Source organism: Nitrosomonas oligotropha (genome assembly GCF_900106555.1).
GTDB lineage: Bacteria > Pseudomonadota > Gammaproteobacteria > Burkholderiales > Nitrosomonadaceae > Nitrosomonas > Nitrosomonas oligotropha_A.
In genome coordinates this window covers 104,509-124,173 of sequence record NZ_FNOE01000007.1, presented here as the reverse complement: position 1 = coordinate 124,173, position 19,665 = coordinate 104,509, and the positions used below count along the sequence as shown (strand labels likewise).

Here is a 19,665-nt window from a genome sequence, read left to right as displayed (position 1 = left end):
TTGTTCGTTTCCTCGCAAGCGCTTGAAAATTCAGGTACTCGCTAAATTAATTTTAGCCCAATCCGATATCACCTAAACCTGACTACATAGCAGCTTATGTAGGCAGGTTTTTTTAATCCGCAAACACTGAAGCGTTGTTACTGGCGCATCAGTGTTTGTTTTTGATGAGGAGTGCTTATGAAGCGATTATTTTTAATAATAACTTTGTTTTTCCTGGTTACCGGTACCACGTTTGCAGCTGTCAATATCAATACAGCAACGCAAGCTGAGCTTGAGTCCCTGCAAGGGATTGGCCCCGCTAAAGCAAAGGCGATCATTGAGTATCGCGAAAAAAGCGGTGCCTTTGCTTCCGTTGATGATTTGGCGAAAGTGAGCGGGATTGGTGCGGGAACACTCAAACAACTGCGTGATGCGGTTACCGTCGAAGGCGAAAAAAGCGCAGAAGCTCCAGCTAAGCAGGAGTAATGTTCCGGCGGTAGATTAAAAAACCCTCTCCGGAGAAATTCGGAGAGGGTTTTTATTTGCGTAATAACATTGTTTCAATACCGGTTGCTTGTGCGATAATCTGGAGCATTCGTTATAAAGTCTGAGTTCATGTATAAAACGATTGAGAACTTTGTTGGCAATACGCCTTTAGTAAGACTCAAGCACCTGCCCGGAACAACCCGCAATGTCATTCTCGCTAAACTTGAAGGTAATAATCCAGCGGGATCGGTAAAAGACCGGCCGGCGTTGTCGATGATTTCGCATGCGCAGAAGCGCGGTGAAATTAAACCGGGCGATACCCTGATCGAAGCAACCAGCGGCAATACCGGCATCGCGCTGGCAATGGCTGCCGCCATGATGGGTTACCGCATGGTACTGGTCATGCCGGAAAATCTCAGTATCGAGCGGCGCCAATCAATGAGCGCCTACGGCGCGGAAATCATTCTGACGCCGAAAAGCGGCGGGATGGAGCAAGCGCGCGATCTGGCCGAGAAAATGCGCGATGAAAGAAAAGGAATTATTCTCGATCAATTTGCCAATCCGGATAATCCGCTGGCGCATTATGAAAGTACGGCGCCCGAGATTTGGCGCGATACGCAAGGAAAAATTACCCATTTTGTCAGCAGTATGGGGACTACGGGAACGATCATGGGCTGCGCGCGATTTTTTAAAGAGCAGCCGACGCCGGTTAAAGTGATTGGTGTGCAGCCGGAAGAAGGAGCGCAGATTCCCGGCATCCGCAAATGGTCACCGGCGTATTTACCGAAGATTTTCGATGCTAAACAAGTAGATGACATGATTTACGTTTCTCAACCTGAAGCGGAAGAGATGACGCGCCGTTTGGCGCGTGAAGAAGGTATTTTTGCCGGTATTTCATCCGGGGGCGCGTTGGTCGCGGCGTTACGCGTATCCGCCACGGTTGAAAACGCCGTGATCGTATTCATTGTATGCGACCGGGGCGATCGCTATTTGTCAACCGGTGTTTTTGCTGCATAGTGATGGTGCCGGTTGCGGTATCATTACCATTCCGGTTTTTGGTCTTCGGTCTTCGGTCTTGATAAGTCATGTTAAACGATAATTTTTCACTGCCCGTTCGCGTCTATTATCAGGATACCGATGCGGGCGGCGTGGTCTATCACTCAACCTACCTGAATTTCATGGAGCGGGCTCGCTATGAATGGCTTAGGGCGTTGGGATTCAATGTGCACTCAATGGTTGAAGTGCACAACATGCTGTTCATGGTGCGTTCGCTCGAGGTTGAATATTTGAAACCCGCCATCCTGGATAATTTGTTGCATGTGTCGGTTGCAGTGACAGAAGTCGGTAGAAGCCGGATTGCGTTATTTCAGGAAATAATATGCAATCATGTCAAATTAGTGAGTGCCACGATTCAGGTGGTGTGTGTCGGTGCGGATACGCTTAAGCCAATGCGTATTCCTGCACCATTACGTGAGAAAATTGGGAAAGTCGCATGAGTACAACAGTAACGCAAGATATGTCATTTCTTCATCTGATCACCAGTGCCAGTGTGCTGGTGCAGCTGGTGATGCTGATTCTGATCTTGATTTCGCTTTCATCGTGGTGGTTTATTTTCCGTAAATTGTTCGTCATCCGCTATGAAATCAAGAAGACCGATGATTTCGAGGATATCTTCTGGCGTGGTGTCGACTTGAATGCGTTGCATCAGCGCATCATCAGTTCGCGCTATGAATCGGGCAGTTTGGAACGCATTTTTGCTGCCGGTTTCGGCGAGTTCACCAAGCATCCTGCCGGATCTGATCTCGACGCGGTGATGGAAAGCACGCGCAGAGCCATGCGCGCTACCTATCAGCGGGAAATGGATTATCTGGAATCGCATCTGTCGTTTCTGGCGACCGTCGGATCGGTCAGTCCTTATGTCGGGTTGTTTGGCACCGTATGGGGCATCATGAATTCCTTCCGCAGTTTATCCAGTGTCACTCAGGCGACCATCGCCCATGTCGCGCCGGGAATTGCCGAAGCGCTGATTGCCACGGCGATGGGATTATTCGCCGCCATTCCGGCGGTGGTTGCCTATAACCGCTACGCTAGCCGGACAGATCAACTGGCGACACGGTTTGAAAGTTTCATGGAAGAGTTGTCCAATGTGTTGCAACGGCGAGCAGCTGAGTAAACAAGACTGAGAGGTTTTTTATGGCGCGTCGTGCCAAACATAGATTAATGAATGATATCAATGTGGTGCCTTACATTGATGTGATGCTGGTGTTACTGATCATTTTTATGATCACGGCACCGATGATCAACCACGGGCAGATTGAATTGCCGCAAATCGGCAAATCGCTGGCGACACCGGCGATTCCGCTGGAAGTCATTATCAAAGCGGATGGCAGCCTGACATTGCGGGATCGCGCCAAAACAACCACGGAACAAAAAGTGGACCGGAATCAGTTGATCGAAGCGATCAAGCAAAAACAAGCGCAAAATGCCGAACAACCGGTAGTCATCGCCGCAGACAAAAATGTACGCTATGAAGAAGTCATCAAAGTGATGGATATTCTGCAGCAGAATCAGGTACAGAAAGTCGGTTTGCTGGCTCAACAGAAGTAACGACTGCTCATGAGTTCGAGCGACCCGCGTAATTCCCCCCATTCAGAACCAAAATCATTATTGGCAGGTGTGCTGGCGGTGGTGGTGCATCTGCTGTTTATTGCATTACTGGTTTTTGGTGTGAGCTGGAAAGATCATCCGCCGGAAGGGATGATGGTCGATATCTGGACCGAATTGCCCAAACCTGTACCGGAACCGGTCAAAACACAAGCGCCGCCGAAGCAACCTAAACCTGTACCAGAGCCCGTGAAACCCGAACCGGAACCACCCAAGCCTGAACCCATTAAACCCGAGCCGCCGAAACCGGAGCCACCTAAGCCCGAACCGCCGAAACCGGAACCGGTCAAGCCTGAGCCGCAAAAAGCGGCGGTAGCCGCGCCGGTCAAGAAACCGGATATTGCGATGAAACAAAAACCCGAGCCGGTTAAAGAAAACAAACCGGATCCGGAAGAGCAAAAGAAAAAAGAACAGGAAAAAATTAAAGAGCAGGAAAAGCAAAAAGAGCTGGAGAAGAAGAAAGAACTTGAGAAAAAGAAAGAGTTAGAGAAACAAAAAGAACTTGAAAAGCAGAAAGAACTTGAGAAGCAGAAAGAGCTGGAAAAACAACAAGAAATAGCGAAGCAAAAGGAAGCGGAGAAACAGAAGGCGCTGGAGAAACAGAAGGAATTACAGAAGCAAAAAGAAAAAGAACTGGCGGCGCAACGGCAGCGTGAGCAGGAAGCCAAAGCGCAGCGCGAAGCGGAAGCGCAACGTGCCGCGCAACAGGCTGCGGCAAGGAATCAGGTGACGAGTGAGATCGGCAAATATAAAGCTCTGATTCTTGCCAAAATCAGGAGCAGAATCGTGATGCCGCCGGATCTGCCTGGTAATCCGGTGGCCGAGTTCAGTGTCACGTTGCTGCCGGGCGGGGACATCCTCGATGTCAGGCTCAGTAAAAGCAGTGGACACCCAGCTTTTGACAGTGCGGTGGAACGGGCGATCTTTTTGTCCAAACCGTTGCCGTTACCGCCAGATCCCATGCTCTTTAACGAGTTTCGCAACCTGAATATAACCGTGCATTATCGTGAATGATTGTTATAATCAGCCGGTAATTTTTTGTTTTTTGAAAATTTAATGCCTATGTCAATTAATTGGTTCCAATCTATTCGTGCCGCATGGATTCTGCTTTTATGCTTAATCAGCGCACACTCGCACGCGCAACTGAACATCGAAATTTTTGGTGGTGGCGCATCACGTATCCCGGTTGCGATCGTCCCTTTTGCCGATGAAAATAAACTGCAACAAAGCATCACGCGGGTGATCGGCGATGATTTGCAGCGTACGGGTTTGTTCAGATTGATCGATCCGGCCGGTTTGTCGCCCCATGCGCCAGTGGAAGTTGTGTATGCCGACTGGGTCAACCGTGGCGCCAATGCATTGGTGATCGGCCGCGTGACCGCCGTTTCCGGCGATCAGGTGGAAATACAATTCCGTTTGATGGATGTGGCCAAGAAATCGCAACTGACCGGATTGGCGATCACGGTGCCCACGTCACAATTGCGCGCTGCGGCGCATCGTATCGCGGATGTCATTTATGAGGCATTGACCGGCGATGTGGGTGTTTTCAGTACGCGAATCGCTTATGTATTGAAACGCGGTAACAAGTATGCCTTGCAGGTGGCCGATGCGGATGGCTATAACGCGCAATCGATCATTGAATATACCGAGCCGATCATTTCGCCAGCATGGTCGCCTGATGGTAAACACTTGGCCTACGTTTCTTTTGAAAATAAAAAACCGATTGTTTATGTGCAAACATTGGCAACCCGGGAGCGCAGAGCGGTTGCCAGCTTCAAAGGCAGCAACAGCGCACCGTCATGGTCGCCCGACGGTAAACGATTGGCTGTAGTATTGACCGGCCAAGGTGGATCGCAGATTTTTCTGGTGAATGCAGATGGCAGCGGTTTGCAAAGGTTGAGCCGAAGCTCCGGGATCGATACGGAACCGAGTTTTTCACCGGATGGAAGGTATATTTTGTTTACCTCCGACCGTGGCGGCAGTCCGCAAGTTTATCGCATGGCGGTAGGGAGTTCGGAATCCGGCAATGCCGAACGGCTCACTTTCGAGGGTAGTTACAATGTCAGTCCGGATTATAGTCAGGACGGTAAAAGCTTTACTTTCATTCACCGTAACAATGGCCAATTTAATGTCGCGGTTCAGGATATTGGTTCGCGTCAGGTACAAATACTGACAAACTCCAAATTCGACGAATCGCCCAGTTTTGCCCCTAATGGTAAGATGATCTTGTATGCAACCGAGATTAACGGGCATGGTATATTATCCGCTGTTTCCAGGGATGGGCAGACGAGACAACATCTGACAGTACAGACCGGTGATATCCGGGAACCGGCCTGGGGTCCCTTACCAACTTGGAAGTAATTTTATTTTAAAGGAGTTATAAATGAGAAAACTATTAGGTATTTCATTGATCGTTTTGTTATCAGCGTGCGCCAGTCAAACAACGCAACCCGAAGTGGATGATCTTACCGCAGGCTCGGGTGCTGGCGCTGGTTTGGGTGGCAGCGATTTGGGCGGAGCCGGCTCAGGTAGACCGGGTTATTTCAGTCAACTGAATGATCCGAACAGTATCCTGTCGCAACGCAGCGTTTATTATGACTACGATAGCTATAGCGTCAAAGGTGAATACCGCGAACTGGTGCTGTCACACGCCCGGTTCTTGCGCGACAACGCCAGCGCCAGCATAATCCTGCAAGGGAATACCGATGACCGTGGCAGCCGTGAATACAATCTGGCTTTAGGTCAACGCCGCGCTGATAGCGTCAAAAACATGATGACTTTAGCCGGTGCCCGTGATGCGCAAATTGAATCGGTTAGTCTGGGCGAAGAAAAACCGCGCGCAATGGGACAAGGTGAATCGGTGTGGAGTCAGAACCGCCGTACCGATATCCTGTACCGAGGTGAATAAATATGCTGATACGCGCTTTCCTTCTGCTGGTATTGCTGAGCTGTAATGTCAGTTATGCCGCATTGTTTGGCGATGATGAGGCACGCGAGCAGATTAACGCATTACGTAAACAAGTGAAAGAAATGGAAGCGCGTATTGCCAAGATGGAAGAGGCGCTGAATAGTCAGGCTTTACTCGAGCTTTATTCAAAAGTTGAAACGCTGGAACAGGAATTGGGAAAGCTCAACGGGCAAATAGAAATGCTGGGTAACGATAATGCGCTGTTACAAAAACGGCAACGGGATTTCTATATTGATTTGGATAATCGGTTACGCCAGATCGAACAGCAATCTCCCCAGAAGCGATCCCCTTCTTCTCACTTGGAATTCAACAAAGGCGCAACCAGCAGCGTGGCTGCGCCTTCGCCTAGCGAACAAGCTGCCGCCGCGGCGCCACCGGTAGATGCCGATACGGTAATACCGGAATCGCCGTCATCCGAAGTCGCGGATGCTTCCGTGACTCAGGATTCCGGTGCAGTAGCCGCGAATGAGCTAACGCCGCCGGGGACTACAGAAAGTGGTGCGTATAAAGCAGCATCTGATTTATTCAAAAGCGGTGAATACGCTAATGCAATCGCCCAATTTGAGAGCTTTCTGGAGAATTACCCGCAATCCAATTTAGCACCAGGTGCCGCTTATTGGATTGGCAATGCGCGTTATGCGTTGCGCGACTATCAATTGGCGATCGATGCGCAAAGAAAATTGATCAGCAAGTACCCTGCGAGCAACAAAGTGCCGGATGCATTGCTGAATATCGCCTCCAGTCAGCTGGAAATGGGTGATAGCAAGGCAAGCAAGCAGACCCTGGAAAATTTGCTGGCGAAATACCCGCAGAGCGATGCCGCCAAAAAAGCCAAACAACGTCTGGCTAGCATCAAATAAACGCCCAGTTTTATCCATAGCTGTTCAATCGCAGTTTCCCGCATTACCCGCAAAGCAATATAATCAGTCTTTTTCTCCAAGCGATCCATCATCATGCAAGCGTTAGAGACAACAGTCTTGCGTATCAGTGAGATTTTCTTTTCCTTACAAGGCGAAACCAGCAGAATTGGCTTGCCGACCGTGTTCGTACGCCTGACGGGATGCCCGTTACGCTGCGGCTACTGCGACACCGCGTATGCTTTTAGCGGCGGTGAGAACTTATCGATCGCGGAGATACTGCGTCAGGTAGCCCGGCATAAAACACGCTATGTGACCGTCACCGGCGGCGAACCATTGGCGCAGAAGGCATGCCTGGTTTTGCTGACGGCGTTATGCGACGCGCACTATTCGGTGTCGCTGGAGACCAGCGGCGCGCTGGATTTATCCCAAGTCGATGCGCGGGTATCGAAGATCATGGATATCAAAACTCCTGGTTCGGGCGAGGTCTCCAAAAACAACTGGCGTAATTTGGAATACCTGACACCGCAGGACGAAATCAAGTTTGTGCTGTGCGACGAGGCCGATTACCAATGGGCTTGTGAGATCATTCGCAGCAGCCAATTACAGCCGATATGCCCGATCCTTTTTTCCCCGGTGTATGAGAGCCTCAATCCCGCCCAATTGGCGTCTTGGATATTGCGTGATGAGTTGCCGGTCAGAATGCAGGTTCAACTGCACAAACTGCTGTGGGGCGAGGGGCCGGGTCGATGAAAAAAGCCGTGGTACTGTTGTCCGGCGGATTGGATTCCGCCACTGTGCTGGCGATCGCGCGCGATCAAGGTTTTCAGTGCTATGCGCTGAGTGTCGATTACGGGCAGCGCCACCGGTCGGAACTGGAAGCTGCGCGAAAAGTCGCGCAGTCTTTACATTCGCATGCGCATCAAATTATTAGACTGGATTTGACCGCATTTGGCGGATCAGCGCTAACCGATCGAACGATGGAAATCCCAACGAGCGGGGAAAAAACAGAAATTCCGGTTACCTATGTGCCCGCAAGGAACACGATCATGCTGTCATTGGCGCTGGCTTGGGCGGAAACGCTACAAAGCCAGGATATTTTTGTGGGCGTGAACGCGGTGGATTATTCCGGCTACCCAGATTGCCGCCCGGAATATATCCAGGCCTTCGAGCAGATGGCGAATCTGGCGACCAAAGCGGGTGTTGAGGGCAAAAAACTAAACATTCATGTACCCCTCATGCATTTATCGAAAAAAGAAATCATTCAAGCCGGGCTTGCATTAGGTGTTGATTACGGCCTGACGGTTTCCTGTTATCAAGCGGATGAAATGGGGCGAGCTTGCGGTATTTGCGATTCCTGCCGGATTCGTAAGGCAGGGTTTGCAGCGGCGGGTGTATCCGATTCGACGTGTTATCGGCTGCGATCAGTTTGATCAGTAAAACCTAACAGTACATCCGGTTTATTTTTTCTGAGGAGCATTTTTGCCGCTTTCCTGGCGCATTTTATTTTCCAGTTTTTCCATTTGCTCTGGCGTCAAGACAGCTTTCAGATTGGATCTGGTTTCGTCCTGAATTGACTGCAATTTTTTCCTTTCCTCGTTGAAAACAGCTTCGACTTTCTTTTTCTCCGTATTAAGGATGGTTTCAACCTTGGTTCGTTGTGTTTCATTGAGACCGAGCTCTTTTGTCATTCGTTTGATGACATCACGGCTATCGGCGGCGGGATTATTCTTTTGTGCTTGCGCGGCGGAAATCGTAAAAAACAGAACCAAGATCAGCATTAAGGGGATTGTTTTTCCTGGCATGATCGCTCCTAAGTTTGGAAAGAAGATTGCACTTTGGTTAATGAGTGCTTTGTGAATGAAGCGGTGAAACGTGTGCTCCAGCCGCAGTTACTTGCAACTGGAGCACATGCGAAATCCGGCAGCGCCCTATTTTAGAACAACCCCGAAATAGAACGTGCCAACCCGTTGGTCAGTTCAACCGCGGCTTCTTCGTATTGCAAATTTACTTTATTGGCTGTGCTCACGACGCGAGTACGGAATTTGTTCATCTCACTGACTTTTGTCGACGATTGTCTTCGCGCGCCACCGACGCCTTGTTTTGCGTCTTGCTGCCGGTCTTCACGGACAATGACACCTTCTTCGGCGCGTTCCGCGATCTCCACGTCGGTAATCGCCATGTACGTGACATCTTTGACAGAGGCATCCGCGATGGTACTAACGACACCAAATGCGGCTGCACCCGCTAGTCCGCCAATACCGGCGCCTGTCCAGCCACCCATCGCCGCGCCAGTAGCTGTTCCCACGGCAGCACCTAAGGCGGCACTGCCCATGCCGCCGTATCCGGCCCTCAGCGCAGACTCTGCGGCGGTCGGACTGGCCTTGTCGACGCTCAGCACGTTAGCTTGCAGCCAGTAATGCGCTTCTTTCGGATTGGTGGTGATACGGTAACCGCGGCCTTCCAATGCTCTGGCGACTGTTGCGGTAATATCGAAATTGGTTTTGTCAGAGGTGTTGCGAATATTCATGTAGATGACTTTTTTATCCGGCTCGACGGGATCCAAAAAAATGGAATCACTCATTTTGGTTTGCACATCCAGGTCCTTCTTGGCAATGGAAGTATGAACCGCGGCGCACCCGCTTAGAATCAGAGAACACAGCGCGATTCCTGTCACTACCCAGGTATTTTTGTTAATGGAGTAACCCATTGCATCTTCCTTTTGATGATTAATAAAAAATTAAATGACCTGCATGATCTAATTTGTTCACTGGTTGTCCGCAGAATTACCAGCCGGAATAATACGGCACATAACTGTTAACGCCATACAAACCGCCGTAGTAGGGGCGTGAATAGCCGCCGAAATAACTGCCATAACCGATGTTTTGCCCTAACACACAGCCTAAACCAAAGCAGCCGGGCGAATAGCTTTGTGTTTTAGTGGGCGTGCCTCTTTGCGTGGCCTCCCTGAGCGCCTTCGTCAGTGTGGCGTCATCGGGAACGCTAAAAGGCTTACCCGCGGTTTCCGCATTGAATTGTCTTTGAATTTCGTTTAAATCCTGTCCAACAATCGTGCTATTCATGAAGAATATTATTAGAACTGCAAAAACTATAGGGGTAACGTGTATTGAGCGCATTGAATACCTCCAAATCCCGGATAAGTGAACGATATTATCAAATTATAGAATCGGCCGCCGCAAGTTTTTTGCCTGCTGAGTCCGTAATGGCAAGGAACTGACGACGCAATCGCATGACGAAAAAGCACTGGTCATACGTGCACTAAGACTCTGAACGATACCAGCGGTTCTTGCATCGATTGTAAATGATCTACTGTAGATACAACTGCTTGAATAGACCGGTTTGCACCGCATATTCCGCATTTGCTTTAATGAGCAGCGCGATATCTTCAGCGACAGCGTCTTGAATGTCAGTGCCGATGCTGGTTTTGATCGCTCGCGCTGCTTGCATCGTGCGTTTCGCATCTTCTTGACGATCCAGCAGGAATTGCATCAATCCCAACTGATACAGTGCGTATTGCCGCTTCTCGTCCGGCGTTTCCAGCAGCGTGTTATGAAAATTCCAGGTGGCTTGATTCTTCGGTTGATCGATGATCGTCTGTTGACCGGCTAAAGTCATGAATTGCTCCAGGTAGCGCTTTGCCATCTCGAGCTTGCGCGAATGCGCATAACTTTGCGCGATCCCTACATGCGCCAGCAGGTAGTCGCGATCCAGTGTCAGGATTTTTTCATACAATTCGATCGATTCTGGGTATTGGCCGAGCTTGCGGAGAGTTCCGGCCAGATTATTCAAATAGCGCTGATTCCACGGCGAGCGTTCGACTGCTTTCTGATAGTGCACCAATGCTTGCGTCAAATTTGACTGGATTTCATGCCAATAACCCATGCCGAAATACGCCGCTGCCGGTTGGCGGCCGGATTGCATTGCCGCCTCGTAATGTTGCTTGGCTGCGGCAAAATCTTCCCGCTGCACCGCAAGGTCGCCGAACAGTATGTGCACGTACGGATTATCCGGCTGCTGCCGCTGCAGAAAATCGAGCTGCCGTTCAACCGCTTGCGGCCGGAAATCCTGCTTAATTTGACGCGCGGCTTCGACGATGAAGCGGCCGATTTGCGCGCCGACGTGCAATTTGTCGATCGCCAATGCTTTGCCGAATTCGTCACCGGCTTGATCGTAAAGCTGGTCGTCTAAAAACGCCTGCCCGATCGCCACATGATTGGCCACCACTTGCTGCTGGAATCGCCGCTGCTGCTCGGCGTAATCGAAGCCTTGCTGTTCGGCGACGATGCGTTTGAGCAGGTGCAGCGGTTGAATGTCGTGCAGCACCCATGCCGCCAACGCTATCACAATGGTAAAAATGACCCCGAGCGCCGGTAAGAGCTTGTTGAATTGCTCCAGCGATTGCTGCAATCGTTCAAACGTCATGGCCGGGGCGCTTATGGCTTACAACCCGGCTTGTCGAAACCGGCTTTGCACGCGATCGGGAACGAGTCGCCCTGGATCAGGCGCATCGGGATCTGCTCGAAGCCCCATTTCTGCTGCGTGATTCTCGGCACTTCCGCGCGCACGTAGTCGGCCAGTTCGTCGAGCGAAATGCTGCCGTCGTTCGAGCCTGCGCGGCTGGCATGACCTTTCAAGCCTTCGAGCAATGCCCAGGTAAACACGCCGTGCTGATCGTGCCCTTCCAGCGCGAAATCCTTTTCGGTGGTGGCGGCCAGCACATAACGACCGGTGGCGCGCATCAAGCGGTCGATCGCCGATTTGTCGCCGATATTACCGCGTGTCAGCATGGCAAACTGCTTGCCTTCGGCAAAGTCGGCAGCGAGTTGTCCGGCGGAGCAGGAATCGAGAATGATCAAGCTCTTCGACGTCGGGATGCGTTTTAGCAGCGCCGCCAGTTTTTCCTGCGATAGACTGGCTTTGACCAGCGTTTCGGTGTTCTCGTACAGCGCTTCCCACGGGATAAAATGGTAGTCGCCTTGCCACGCCATGCCGTGTCCCGCCATGAACAGCACGAACACGTCGTTCGGCTCGATGCGTTTGGCGATGCCGTCGAACGCTTGTTCGATTTTATCGGCCGTGGCGTCTTGGTCGAGCAGTACCACCGGCGTGTGCACGGTGCGGTATAAGCCCTGCGCTTGCTGTTGCAAGCGTGTGCTCAGCGCTTTGGCGTCGTTTCCGGCAAATTTGAGATGCAAGTCGCGGTCGCGGTAATTCGAAATGCCGACCGCCAGTATGTGCAAACTTGGTTGCCGGTTGCCGGTTGCGCGGGTCGTGCACGCTGCGCGTCAGCTTGATTTCGCGCGAGCAAATGGTGTTGTTTTTATTGCATGCGATCACCGTGACGGTGTTGTTGCCGTCCGGCAACGTCAGCGGTTTGGTGGTGTAATGCTCATCGTCCTTAATCACGCCGCTGCGGCGCATGCCCAGCGGCGCTTCGCCGCGCGCGGTAGCCGAGGCGATTTCCGCGCCGTTGACGAAATAACGAATGGTGCCGATACCGCCGCTCAACGGCTTGAGCGCGACTTCCAAGGTGAAGTTGCGCTGCTGGCTGGTTTCGCCGCTGGCGCTCAACAAACGCACTTCCGGCGGTAAGCCGTTGGCGATGAGCTGGTCGATCGAACCGATACGCGCCAGTTCGGCGGCGATTTCCCGTTCATGGCCGCCTTGCACGGTTTTCGCCACCAAATCGGGGCGGTAAAAATGCTGGCCGATCTGGTCGAGGCCGACATAATCCGCCGTTTGGCCGACACCGCGGTTGATATGGTAGCCGACGTAGGCGTCGCCCTTCGCCGACGCGGTATAAAATCCGTTCTCGGTCCATGCTACCCATTCACCGTCGTTGCCGTGGAAAATGGTCAACAGCAACTTACCCGATGCGATTTCCCACAATCTCACCGTTTGATCGGTGGAACCGGAAACCAGCAAACGGCCGTCGGGCGACGGCGCCACCGCCCAGACATCGCCGGTATGGCCGGTAAAATCATGAAATTTTTCCCCCGTTGCAGAATCATAACTGGCCATTACGCCATTCATGCCGCCACTGATTACCGTGCGGCCATCCGGCGTCAATGTGATGCTGCGGTGATCGTAACCGGTTGTGCTATCGCGAGTAATCGTGTGGAGGACTTGACCGTCTCTTTTGATCTGTAACGTGGGGTCGATGTGGCCGGATGCGGTACCCACCGAAATCGCACCCGCCGTATCGATTGCACGCAGGAAGCGGGCCGATGCGGGCGAACCGGATTGCGCGGTAGAATCGATAGGTTTGCCGAGCGTCAGACTGAAATTACCGGCGGTGTCCTGAAGCTGGAAGGAGTATTCCAATACTCCACGATTCAGCAAACTGCTTTGAGTCCATGTTTTACCCCACGCAATCGCTTTGCTGTCCTCGGAAAAACCGGCGCTCCAGATCCGTTCGCCTCGTCCAATCAGGCGTTGCTGGATCGTGCCGGTGCGGATATCCCACAGATAAATTTCTTGATTATTGCCGCCACCGGTTGCAGCGATTGTACCGTCCGGGGAAATCGCAGTGGCCAGCACGATGTTTTGATGACCGGAAAACGAGGCTAATCGCTCGCCGGACGGGATAGCGAAGACTTTGTTGATTTTCTGGCCATCACCGGCACCGGTCAACACCTTGGAACCATTCGGAGTTATGGAAAGATGATCGACCGTGGCATCCTGCCGTGCCAGCACTTTGATCGCCGTGCCGGTTTGGCCGTCCCACAAGCGGATGGTTCGATCGTCACTGCCGGACAACAGATAGCGGCCCTCCGGCGTAAACGCAACCGAGCGTACTTTGTCAGTGTGTCCGTGCAAATCGGGTAACGGTTTACCCGTCGCGCTATCCCACAATTTCAGGCTGTTATCGTCACTACCAGTCACCACCAAACGGCCGTTGGGCGAGAAAGCCACGGCGTAAATGGCGTCACGATGCCCACTCAGGGTTTGAAGGCTTGCACCGGTGGTGACGTCCCAAATCCTTGCGGTTTTGTCAAAACTGCCGGACACCAACCGGCGGCTATCCGCTGAAAAAGCCAGTGCACTAATGATACCCCGATGGCCTTTCAACAAACGCACGACTTGGCCGCTGAGAAGATCGATGAACCGGATACTATCGTCAGTAGAATAACCACCGATAGCCAGCCAGCGATTATCCGGCGACAGCGCTGCGGCAAAGATTTTGCCCTCGTGCCCCGGCCCGATCTGACCGCGCAAGATACGGAGCGTTTTACCGCTGGCGATATCCCACACGCGCACGGTTTTGTCGTCCGACGCTGAGATCAGCGTGTTGTCGTCGTGGGTGAAAAAGATATCCCGTATTACTGCCATGTGCCCGCCGCTGTCGATTTGCAGGATCGGCTGGCCGTCAGGCACCGCCTGGAAGGTGTCGGGAGATTGCGCCGGTTCGAGAGCAGGCGGCACGGTGCTGCATGCGCAGACGAGTCCTGCCAGCAGCAACCACACAAGAGATAACCGGTTTTTCATCGGTCGGTCCATATGCAGAATTAAGTGACTGAATCTTAAACCGGATAGCGCTGGTTTGCCAATAGCGGCGAATGCGAGTGTAACGGTCAGCCTCTGCGTTGGCCGCGCTCAATGCGCACGCCGAGTTTTTTGACGCCACGGATGATGCCGAGCTTGGCGACGCTGACCTTGACCCACGGCGCGTGAAATTCGCTCAGGATGGTCTGCGCGATGTGTTCGGCCAGCGCTTCGAGCAGCGAAAAGTGTTTGTTGGTGAGAATGTTGTTGATGCGGTCGACGATCAGCGCGTAATCGAGCGCGTCATGGATGTCGTCGGTTTGGCACGCGCGGCTGCTGGGCAGGGCGATTTCCAGGTCGAGCTGGATGGTTTGCGGCACGATGCGCTCCCACGGGTACACGCCGATCAGCGTTTTGGCTTTGAAGTCGTGCAGAAAAATAATATCCATTGATGATTAAGCGCTAAAATGTGCGGATTGTTCGGGTATGGCCGGAAGCTTTTGAGAGCGGGCGATACCGGATTCTAGTCTATTTTTTCCAGGTGATGCTAATCCGATGACGTTATTGTTGTTTGCCGTGCTGGCTTATTTGCTGGGCTCCGTGTCGTTTGCGCTGATTTCCAGTTGGATTTTTAAACTGCCCGATCCGCGCACTTACGGTTCGAGAAATCCCGGTGCGACCAATGTGTTGCGCAGCGGCAAGAAAGCTGCGGCGGTGCTGACCTTGCTCGGCGACGCCGGGAAAGGTTGGCTGGCGGTGTTTCTAGCGCAAACTTACGCGCCGCAGTGGGGTTTGGGCGAAGAGGCGGCCGCCGTGGCGGCGCTGGCGGTGTTTCTCGGGCATGTGTTCCCGGTATTTTTACGCTTCCAAGGCGGCAAAGGCGTGGCGACGGCGGTCGGCGTGTTGCTCGGTTTGAATGTGTGGCTGGGATTGCTGGCGATGGCGACCTGGTTGGCGGTTGCGTTCACTTGGCGTATTTCTTCGTTGTCGGCGTTGATTGCTGCAGTATTGGCGCCGCTGTATGGCATCGCTCTGCTTGGTTTTGAAGTCAGCACCTTGGCGGTTTCGGCGATGTCATTGCTGCTGATCTGGCGCCATCAATCGAACATCGTTAATCTGCTGGCGGGCAAGGAAGGGCGGATTGGCGAGAAAAAGGAACCCGGGGTTTAATCGGCTTCCGGCGTTTCCAGCATCTCCAAGTTCCAGCGTGCATTAACGGTAAAGCTGTGTGCCGGTTGCCGGGCGGCTTCCGGCATTGCTTGCAGCCGCAGGGCACCGGCAAACGCGATCATCGCGCCATTGTCAGTACAAAATTCCAGTTCCGGATAAAACACCGTGGCGCTTTTGGCTGCGGCTTTGCCGCTGAGATTGCGGCGCAGTTGTTCGTTTGCACCGACACCTCCGGCTACTACCAGTTGCTTCAGCCCGGTTTGCGCCAATGCGGCTAGCGATTTTTCCGTCAGCACATCCACTACGGCTTCCTGAAACGCCAGTGCGATATCGGCGCGGATTTGATCGGTGATTTCCTGTTTGTTGATCACTGTCAGCACCGCGGTTTTCAGTCCGCTGAAACTGAAATTCAGATCGCCGCTGTTAAGCATGGGGCGCGGCAGTTTGAATTTCCCGGGCCGTCCTTGCCGGGCGAGTTGCGATAACGCTGCGCCGCCGGGATAGCCTAATCCCAATAACTTGGCGGTTTTATCGAATGCTTCACCGGCGGCGTCGTCGACGGTTTCACCCAACAATTTGTAATGACCGACAGCGTCGACTTGCATCAACTGCGTATGCCCACCCGAGACCAGCAACGCGATGAATGGGAAGCGTGGCGCTGGGGTGGATAGCAACGGCGACAGCAGGTGGCCTTCCAAATGATGGATGCCGAGCGCCGGAATGTTCAACGCAAAACTCATCGCTGCGCCAATGCTGGCGCCGACCAATAGCGCACCGGCCAAACCGGGGCCTTGTGTGTAGGCGATGGCGTTGATATCGCGCAGTTCGCATCGAGCTGAATGCAATGCTTGCCGGATCAACGGGAGCACGCGCCGGATATGGTCTCGCGACGCCAGTTCCGGGACCACGCCGCCGTATTCGCTGTGCATCGCGATTTGCGAGTAGAGCGTATGACTCAGTAGGCCGCGCTCTGTGTCAAAGAGCGCGATTCCGGTTTCATCGCAGGAAGTTTCAATACCGAGAACAAGCATCAGGAAAAGTGAGGGTTGGTTTAATGTGGGATTGACCGTAGGCCGTTATTTTATCACGATGCACTGCGGCGGTTTGTTTGCGTGCGGACTGGAAGATAGATGCCGGGGCTGTATCGAAAATCAGGTCTGTGCTAAAGTTCGTTTTTTGTAATTTTTAGGGCACGAGGTAAGTCATGGATTATAACTACGAATCTGAACACACCAAATTTATGCGTGAATTTCTGGAAAAGAATCCGCAAGTGGAAGAAAAACGCTTGGCGGCGCGGAGCGTATGGTGGGATAAAAAACAGAACTTGGAAGAGCGTAAGCGTTTTAAGGAAGCCGCAGAACCGATGAAACCCTATGTTTATTTTGGCGGGTAAGATTTTGTAACCATTCAGCTGCTATCAATCGATAGCGAGCTGATCTCCGGAGGTGTTGCTATGCAGCGATGGATTGCCCTTTTAACCGCATTTGTCCTGGCGGCATGCGCGAATCTTAACGGGGCGGCCGATAAAGCACAACGCAACGAGGAGCAATTCGCCGGAGAACATGCCACGCTCGCGGCGTGCGTGGTGGCAAAATTACAATCCGACGGGCGGTCGTTCTTGCGGCCGCTGCAATTCAAAAACCGCCAATATCCGGATATGCATGCATCGGAGATTCATGCCTACGATACCCGGTATCTGCGTAACGCCATTGCGACTTACGCGCCTTCAAATCCCGATGCGATTTTAATTTATGGCAATCCGGCGCTGGAAATTCAGTCCGCCGCGCAACGCGATGACAATGATAAGCCGGTTTATGCTTTCGCTTTGCTGCTGCAGCAAGCGGATGATGCGAAAGTTACCGCATCTTTGCGCGGTGATCCATTCTTCGCCAATATTGCCTGGAAAATCTTGGAATCGTGTGCGGCTGCCACGGCCAAACCTTGATTCCTCAGGCTTGATTTCGCCTGCTAGTTGTTATTCCCGGATTTTGCCAATAAGAAATCCAGCGCGCGCGCGCTGAGAATGCGTTTGAGGATGCCGAACAGGTACGTGGGAACGGTCACATAGTAACGCGCTTGGGGTTTTTCCGCTTCCAGTGCGTGAATCACGCGCTTGAGTACTGCCTCGGGCGGCAGCGTGAAGGGAACGGCCGGTCCCGGTTTGTTCAGACGGCCTAGCACACCTTGGTACTTCTCCCGGTGAAAGCTGTTTTCGATGTCGATGTATTTTTGCAGTGCCTGGACGGCGTTCGTGCGAAACTGGCTGGCGATCGGCCCCGGTTCAATCAGACTGACATATACATTGCTGCCCTTGAGTTCCAGTCGTAGCGTGTCGCTCAGACCTTCGATGGCATATTTGGAAGCATTGTAAGCACCGCGGAAAGGCAGAGCGACGAAGCCGAGCACCGAACTATTCTGAATGATTCGTCCATATCCTTGGCGGCGCATGACCGGTATCACAAGATTGGTTAATTCCTGCCAGCCGAATACATTGGTTTCGAATTGCGCGCGCAGGGCGTCGCGGTTCAAGTCTTCGACCGCACCCGGCAAGCCGTAGGCGCCATTGTTGAATAGCGCATACAATTCACCGCCGGTGCGGCGCATGACTTCTTCAAAAGCAAAATGAATCGAATTGGAATCGTTTAAATCCAAACGGAAGCTCTCCAGTCCTTCGGCCAGCAGTTTTTCTACGCTAGAGCGTTTTCTGGCTGTGGCAAATACGCGGTAACCGCGTTCCTGCAATCCCTTGGCGGCGCAATAGCCGATTCCGCTGGAACATCCTGTGATTAATATGGTTTTTTTCATTTATTCAGATCAACTTGTAATGGGTATTTCTATTTTCTGAAGCTTGACACCGGATTCAGTGCAGCGATAGCATCAATTGCGGATGATAAGCTGTTTCACAACAGAAAATAACATAATCGAAGACTATTCATGGCAAAAATTATATTCAGGTTAAACGATGTTCCCGATGATGAAGCACACGATGTGCGTGAATTATTGGCCAGCCATGCGATTGACTTTTATGAAACTTCAGCGGGAAATTGGGGGGTATCGATGCCGGCGATATGGCTCAAGGACGATGGCCAGTTTGAACAGGCACGCGAGCTGCTGGATGCTTATCAAAAGGAGCGGACAATCAGAATGCGGGCGGAATATGCTCGCCTCAAGCAAGAGGGGAAAAATAAAACCTTCTTTGATGCGGTTAAAGAGAAGCCGGTTAGCTTTACGATCCATTTGGCGGTTGCGTGGCTGGTTATTTATTTGTCTATCCAATTGGTTCTGGATCTTGCTCAATAGAAGACATTTTTCATGCCAGCAATTTTCTTCGCGCAATACGGTATGATAGCGATCCAAACCTTGTTTTATCCAGGAATATTCTAAAAAGGAGAGAGAACATGAAATATACGTTGAAAGCAATGGCTGCTGTATTTGCGATAACCTCGGTGTATGCCTACGCTGGCGGAGATCCTGAGCACGTTAAGTTTCCTGAAGGCTATAGCAAAACTTTCACGCAATACGGCACCATGAATCGTGCGAATCAAACTCAGGTGGCCAAGTTGTATGCCAACGAGGCTGCGATTTCCGGCTATAAGCAAGGAAATAAAAGCGCTCCCGGCGGTGTTGTGGTAATGGAAATCTATACCCCTAAAAAAGGCGCGGATGGTAAGCCTGTTGCTGGTAGCGACGGACTCTTCGAGATCGATTCGCTGGCTGCGGTTGCGGTGATGGAAAACAGGAATAATTGGGATGCCTCCTTTCCAAAGGAAAATCGCACCGGAGATTGGGGGTTCGCTGTTTACAATCCTGATGGCACTGCCAAAAGCAACGACTTGAACTGTGCGCAATGCCATACACCGTTGCAAGCGCAGGATTATTTGTTTACCTATCAGAAGCTGGTTGATTTCGTGAAGAAATAAGCAACCGGATCAACTGAGCGGGTGATTCTGTTTTAACAGATAGTCTGCTCAGTGATTGCCTGACTGTGCATGAAGACTTCTGACTTCATGGTTGATTACAGTGCATTGATAAGCT

At 52.0% G+C, this 19,665-nt stretch carries 24 protein-coding genes and 1 pseudogene; 16 read left to right on the top strand and 9 right to left on the bottom strand.

Features of this window, described 5'->3' with window-relative positions:
- The first annotated feature begins 177 nt into the window (after window positions 1-177).
- The 11 genes from BLU57_RS06105 to queC all read left to right on the top strand — a co-directional run bounded on the left by BLU57_RS06105 (window position 178) and on the right by queC (window position 8,387).
- A complete protein-coding gene (locus BLU57_RS06105) occupies window positions 178-465 on the top strand; it encodes a ComEA family DNA-binding protein (protein ID WP_090317842.1) in 288 nt (95 codons plus the stop codon).
- 129 nt (window positions 466-594) lie between these two features.
- On the top strand, window positions 595-1,482 hold the full coding sequence (gene cysM / locus BLU57_RS06100; protein WP_090317839.1) for a cysteine synthase CysM: 888 nt from the start codon (window positions 595-597) through the stop codon (window positions 1,480-1,482).
- A gap of 68 nt (window positions 1,483-1,550) precedes the next feature.
- A complete protein-coding gene (gene ybgC / locus BLU57_RS06095) occupies window positions 1,551-1,961 on the top strand; it encodes a tol-pal system-associated acyl-CoA thioesterase (RefSeq protein WP_090317836.1) in 411 nt (136 codons plus the stop codon).
- Window positions 1,958-2,638: a protein TolQ gene (gene tolQ / locus BLU57_RS06090; protein ID WP_090317833.1), complete on the top strand. Its 681-nt coding sequence runs from the start codon at window positions 1,958-1,960 to the stop codon at window positions 2,636-2,638. Before ybgC ends, tolQ begins: the two co-directional genes overlap by 4 nt.
- A gap of 20 nt (window positions 2,639-2,658) precedes the next feature.
- Window positions 2,659-3,072: a protein TolR gene (tolR, locus tag BLU57_RS06085; protein WP_090317830.1), complete on the top strand. Its 414-nt coding sequence runs from the start codon at window positions 2,659-2,661 to the stop codon at window positions 3,070-3,072.
- 9 nt (window positions 3,073-3,081) lie between these two features.
- On the top strand, window positions 3,082-4,143 hold the full coding sequence (gene tolA / locus BLU57_RS06080) for a cell envelope integrity protein TolA (protein WP_090317828.1): 1,062 nt from the start codon (window positions 3,082-3,084) through the stop codon (window positions 4,141-4,143).
- Between the two features lie 48 nt (window positions 4,144-4,191).
- A complete protein-coding gene (tolB, locus tag BLU57_RS06075; protein ID WP_090317825.1) occupies window positions 4,192-5,490 on the top strand; it encodes a Tol-Pal system beta propeller repeat protein TolB in 1,299 nt (432 codons plus the stop codon).
- A gap of 22 nt (window positions 5,491-5,512) precedes the next feature.
- Complete coding sequence (gene pal, locus BLU57_RS06070) at window positions 5,513-6,037, top strand: peptidoglycan-associated lipoprotein Pal (protein ID WP_090317822.1); 525 nt, start codon at window positions 5,513-5,515, stop codon at window positions 6,035-6,037.
- Window positions 6,038-6,039: 2 nt separating this feature from the next.
- Entirely contained in the window at window positions 6,040-6,957 is a 918-nt protein-coding gene (gene ybgF, locus BLU57_RS06065) for a tol-pal system protein YbgF (protein WP_090317819.1), read from the top strand.
- A 93-nt stretch (window positions 6,958-7,050) separates the two neighbouring features.
- Window positions 7,051-7,707 (top strand): 7-carboxy-7-deazaguanine synthase QueE, encoded by a 657-nt coding sequence (queE, locus tag BLU57_RS06060; protein ID WP_090317816.1) that lies wholly within the window; start codon window positions 7,051-7,053, stop codon window positions 7,705-7,707.
- Window positions 7,704-8,387, top strand: a complete 684-nt coding sequence (gene queC / locus BLU57_RS06055; protein WP_090317813.1) for a 7-cyano-7-deazaguanine synthase QueC — start codon at window positions 7,704-7,706, stop codon at window positions 8,385-8,387. Before queE ends, queC begins: the two co-directional genes overlap by 4 nt.
- 27 nt (window positions 8,388-8,414) lie before the next feature.
- On the opposite strand, the gene BLU57_RS06050 is transcribed toward queC, so the two are convergent.
- From BLU57_RS06050 to BLU57_RS06020, 7 genes and pseudogenes are all read right to left on the bottom strand, one after another.
- Window positions 8,415-8,759, bottom strand: coding sequence for a Spy/CpxP family protein refolding chaperone (locus BLU57_RS06050; protein ID WP_256206161.1), 345 nt, complete (start codon window positions 8,757-8,759; stop codon window positions 8,415-8,417).
- 131 nt (window positions 8,760-8,890) lie between these two features.
- Complete coding sequence (locus BLU57_RS06045; RefSeq protein WP_090317811.1) at window positions 8,891-9,664, bottom strand: complement resistance protein TraT; 774 nt, start codon at window positions 9,662-9,664, stop codon at window positions 8,891-8,893.
- Window positions 9,665-9,740: 76 nt separating this feature from the next.
- A complete protein-coding gene (locus BLU57_RS06040) occupies window positions 9,741-10,037 on the bottom strand; it encodes a hypothetical protein (RefSeq protein WP_256206162.1) in 297 nt (98 codons plus the stop codon).
- A gap of 244 nt (window positions 10,038-10,281) precedes the next feature.
- Window positions 10,282-11,397 (bottom strand): tetratricopeptide repeat protein, encoded by a 1,116-nt coding sequence (locus BLU57_RS06035; RefSeq protein WP_090317805.1) that lies wholly within the window; start codon window positions 11,395-11,397, stop codon window positions 10,282-10,284.
- 11 nt (window positions 11,398-11,408) lie between these two features.
- Window positions 11,409-12,170, bottom strand: coding sequence for a caspase family protein (locus tag BLU57_RS06030; protein WP_256206163.1), 762 nt, complete (start codon window positions 12,168-12,170; stop codon window positions 11,409-11,411).
- A gap of 700 nt (window positions 12,171-12,870) precedes the next feature.
- Window positions 12,871-14,307, bottom strand: a pseudogene (locus tag BLU57_RS16480) (WD40 repeat domain-containing protein); the annotation flags it as partial.
- A 242-nt stretch (window positions 14,308-14,549) separates the two neighbouring features.
- Window positions 14,550-14,909 carry a dihydroneopterin aldolase gene (locus BLU57_RS06020; protein ID WP_090317800.1) on the bottom strand — a complete coding sequence of 120 codons (360 nt, stop codon included), beginning with the start codon at window positions 14,907-14,909 and terminating at the stop codon, window positions 14,550-14,552.
- Window positions 14,910-15,015: 106 nt separating this feature from the next.
- Here BLU57_RS06020 and plsY point away from each other — a divergent pair, with 106 nt between their 5' ends.
- Complete coding sequence (plsY, locus tag BLU57_RS06015) at window positions 15,016-15,630, top strand: glycerol-3-phosphate 1-O-acyltransferase PlsY (RefSeq protein ID WP_090317798.1); 615 nt, start codon at window positions 15,016-15,018, stop codon at window positions 15,628-15,630.
- On the opposite strand, the gene tsaD is transcribed toward plsY, so the two are convergent.
- Window positions 15,627-16,661 (bottom strand): tRNA (adenosine(37)-N6)-threonylcarbamoyltransferase complex transferase subunit TsaD, encoded by a 1,035-nt coding sequence (gene tsaD, locus BLU57_RS06010; RefSeq protein WP_090317795.1) that lies wholly within the window; start codon window positions 16,659-16,661, stop codon window positions 15,627-15,629. The genes plsY and tsaD overlap by 4 nt on opposite strands.
- A gap of 173 nt (window positions 16,662-16,834) precedes the next feature.
- Here tsaD and BLU57_RS06005 point away from each other — a divergent pair, with 173 nt between their 5' ends.
- Window positions 16,835-17,023, top strand: a complete 189-nt coding sequence (locus BLU57_RS06005; protein ID WP_090317792.1) for a DUF3460 family protein — start codon at window positions 16,835-16,837, stop codon at window positions 17,021-17,023.
- Between the two features lie 60 nt (window positions 17,024-17,083).
- A complete protein-coding gene (locus BLU57_RS06000) occupies window positions 17,084-17,575 on the top strand; it encodes a hypothetical protein (RefSeq protein ID WP_090317789.1) in 492 nt (163 codons plus the stop codon).
- Between the two features lie 23 nt (window positions 17,576-17,598).
- Here BLU57_RS06000 and BLU57_RS05995 read toward each other — a convergent pair whose 3' ends face one another.
- On the bottom strand, window positions 17,599-18,435 hold the full coding sequence (locus BLU57_RS05995) for an SDR family oxidoreductase (protein WP_090317786.1): 837 nt from the start codon (window positions 18,433-18,435) through the stop codon (window positions 17,599-17,601).
- A gap of 129 nt (window positions 18,436-18,564) precedes the next feature.
- Here BLU57_RS05995 and BLU57_RS05990 point away from each other — a divergent pair, with 129 nt between their 5' ends.
- Together BLU57_RS05990 and BLU57_RS05985 are read left to right on the top strand one after the other, a co-directional pair.
- A complete protein-coding gene (locus BLU57_RS05990) occupies window positions 18,565-18,930 on the top strand; it encodes a DUF6164 family protein (RefSeq protein WP_090317784.1) in 366 nt (121 codons plus the stop codon).
- 98 nt (window positions 18,931-19,028) lie between these two features.
- Window positions 19,029-19,550 carry a cytochrome P460 family protein gene (locus BLU57_RS05985; RefSeq protein ID WP_090317781.1) on the top strand — a complete coding sequence of 174 codons (522 nt, stop codon included), beginning with the start codon at window positions 19,029-19,031 and terminating at the stop codon, window positions 19,548-19,550.
- The last annotated feature ends 115 nt before the right edge of the window (window positions 19,551-19,665 follow it).

Coding starts and splice junctions, on each gene's coding strand:
- BLU57_RS06105 (WP_090317842.1), top strand. CDS start 178: ATGAAGCGATTATTTTTAATAATAACTTTGTTTTTCCTGGTTACCGGT.
- cysM (WP_090317839.1), top strand. CDS start 595: ATGTATAAAACGATTGAGAACTTTGTTGGCAATACGCCTTTAGTAAGA.
- ybgC (WP_090317836.1), top strand. CDS start 1,551: ATGTTAAACGATAATTTTTCACTGCCCGTTCGCGTCTATTATCAGGAT.
- tolQ (WP_090317833.1), top strand. CDS start 1,958: ATGAGTACAACAGTAACGCAAGATATGTCATTTCTTCATCTGATCACC.
- tolR (WP_090317830.1), top strand. CDS start 2,659: ATGGCGCGTCGTGCCAAACATAGATTAATGAATGATATCAATGTGGTG.
- tolA (WP_090317828.1), top strand. CDS start 3,082: ATGAGTTCGAGCGACCCGCGTAATTCCCCCCATTCAGAACCAAAATCA.
- tolB (WP_090317825.1), top strand. CDS start 4,192: ATGTCAATTAATTGGTTCCAATCTATTCGTGCCGCATGGATTCTGCTT.
- pal (WP_090317822.1), top strand. CDS start 5,513: ATGAGAAAACTATTAGGTATTTCATTGATCGTTTTGTTATCAGCGTGC.
- ybgF (WP_090317819.1), top strand. CDS start 6,040: ATGCTGATACGCGCTTTCCTTCTGCTGGTATTGCTGAGCTGTAATGTC.
- queE (WP_090317816.1), top strand. CDS start 7,051: ATGCAAGCGTTAGAGACAACAGTCTTGCGTATCAGTGAGATTTTCTTT.
- queC (WP_090317813.1), top strand. CDS start 7,704: ATGAAAAAAGCCGTGGTACTGTTGTCCGGCGGATTGGATTCCGCCACT.
- BLU57_RS06050 (WP_256206161.1), bottom strand. CDS start 8,759: ATGCCAGGAAAAACAATCCCCTTAATGCTGATCTTGGTTCTGTTTTTT.
- BLU57_RS06045 (WP_090317811.1), bottom strand. CDS start 9,664: ATGGGTTACTCCATTAACAAAAATACCTGGGTAGTGACAGGAATCGCG.
- BLU57_RS06040 (WP_256206162.1), bottom strand. CDS start 10,037: ATGAATAGCACGATTGTTGGACAGGATTTAAACGAAATTCAAAGACAA.
- BLU57_RS06035 (WP_090317805.1), bottom strand. CDS start 11,397: ATGACGTTTGAACGATTGCAGCAATCGCTGGAGCAATTCAACAAGCTC.
- BLU57_RS06020 (WP_090317800.1), bottom strand. CDS start 14,909: ATGGATATTATTTTTCTGCACGACTTCAAAGCCAAAACGCTGATCGGC.
- plsY (WP_090317798.1), top strand. CDS start 15,016: ATGACGTTATTGTTGTTTGCCGTGCTGGCTTATTTGCTGGGCTCCGTG.
- tsaD (WP_090317795.1), bottom strand. CDS start 16,661: ATGCTTGTTCTCGGTATTGAAACTTCCTGCGATGAAACCGGAATCGCG.
- BLU57_RS06005 (WP_090317792.1), top strand. CDS start 16,835: ATGGATTATAACTACGAATCTGAACACACCAAATTTATGCGTGAATTT.
- BLU57_RS06000 (WP_090317789.1), top strand. CDS start 17,084: ATGCAGCGATGGATTGCCCTTTTAACCGCATTTGTCCTGGCGGCATGC.
- BLU57_RS05995 (WP_090317786.1), bottom strand. CDS start 18,435: ATGAAAAAAACCATATTAATCACAGGATGTTCCAGCGGAATCGGCTAT.
- BLU57_RS05990 (WP_090317784.1), top strand. CDS start 18,565: ATGGCAAAAATTATATTCAGGTTAAACGATGTTCCCGATGATGAAGCA.
- BLU57_RS05985 (WP_090317781.1), top strand. CDS start 19,029: ATGAAATATACGTTGAAAGCAATGGCTGCTGTATTTGCGATAACCTCG.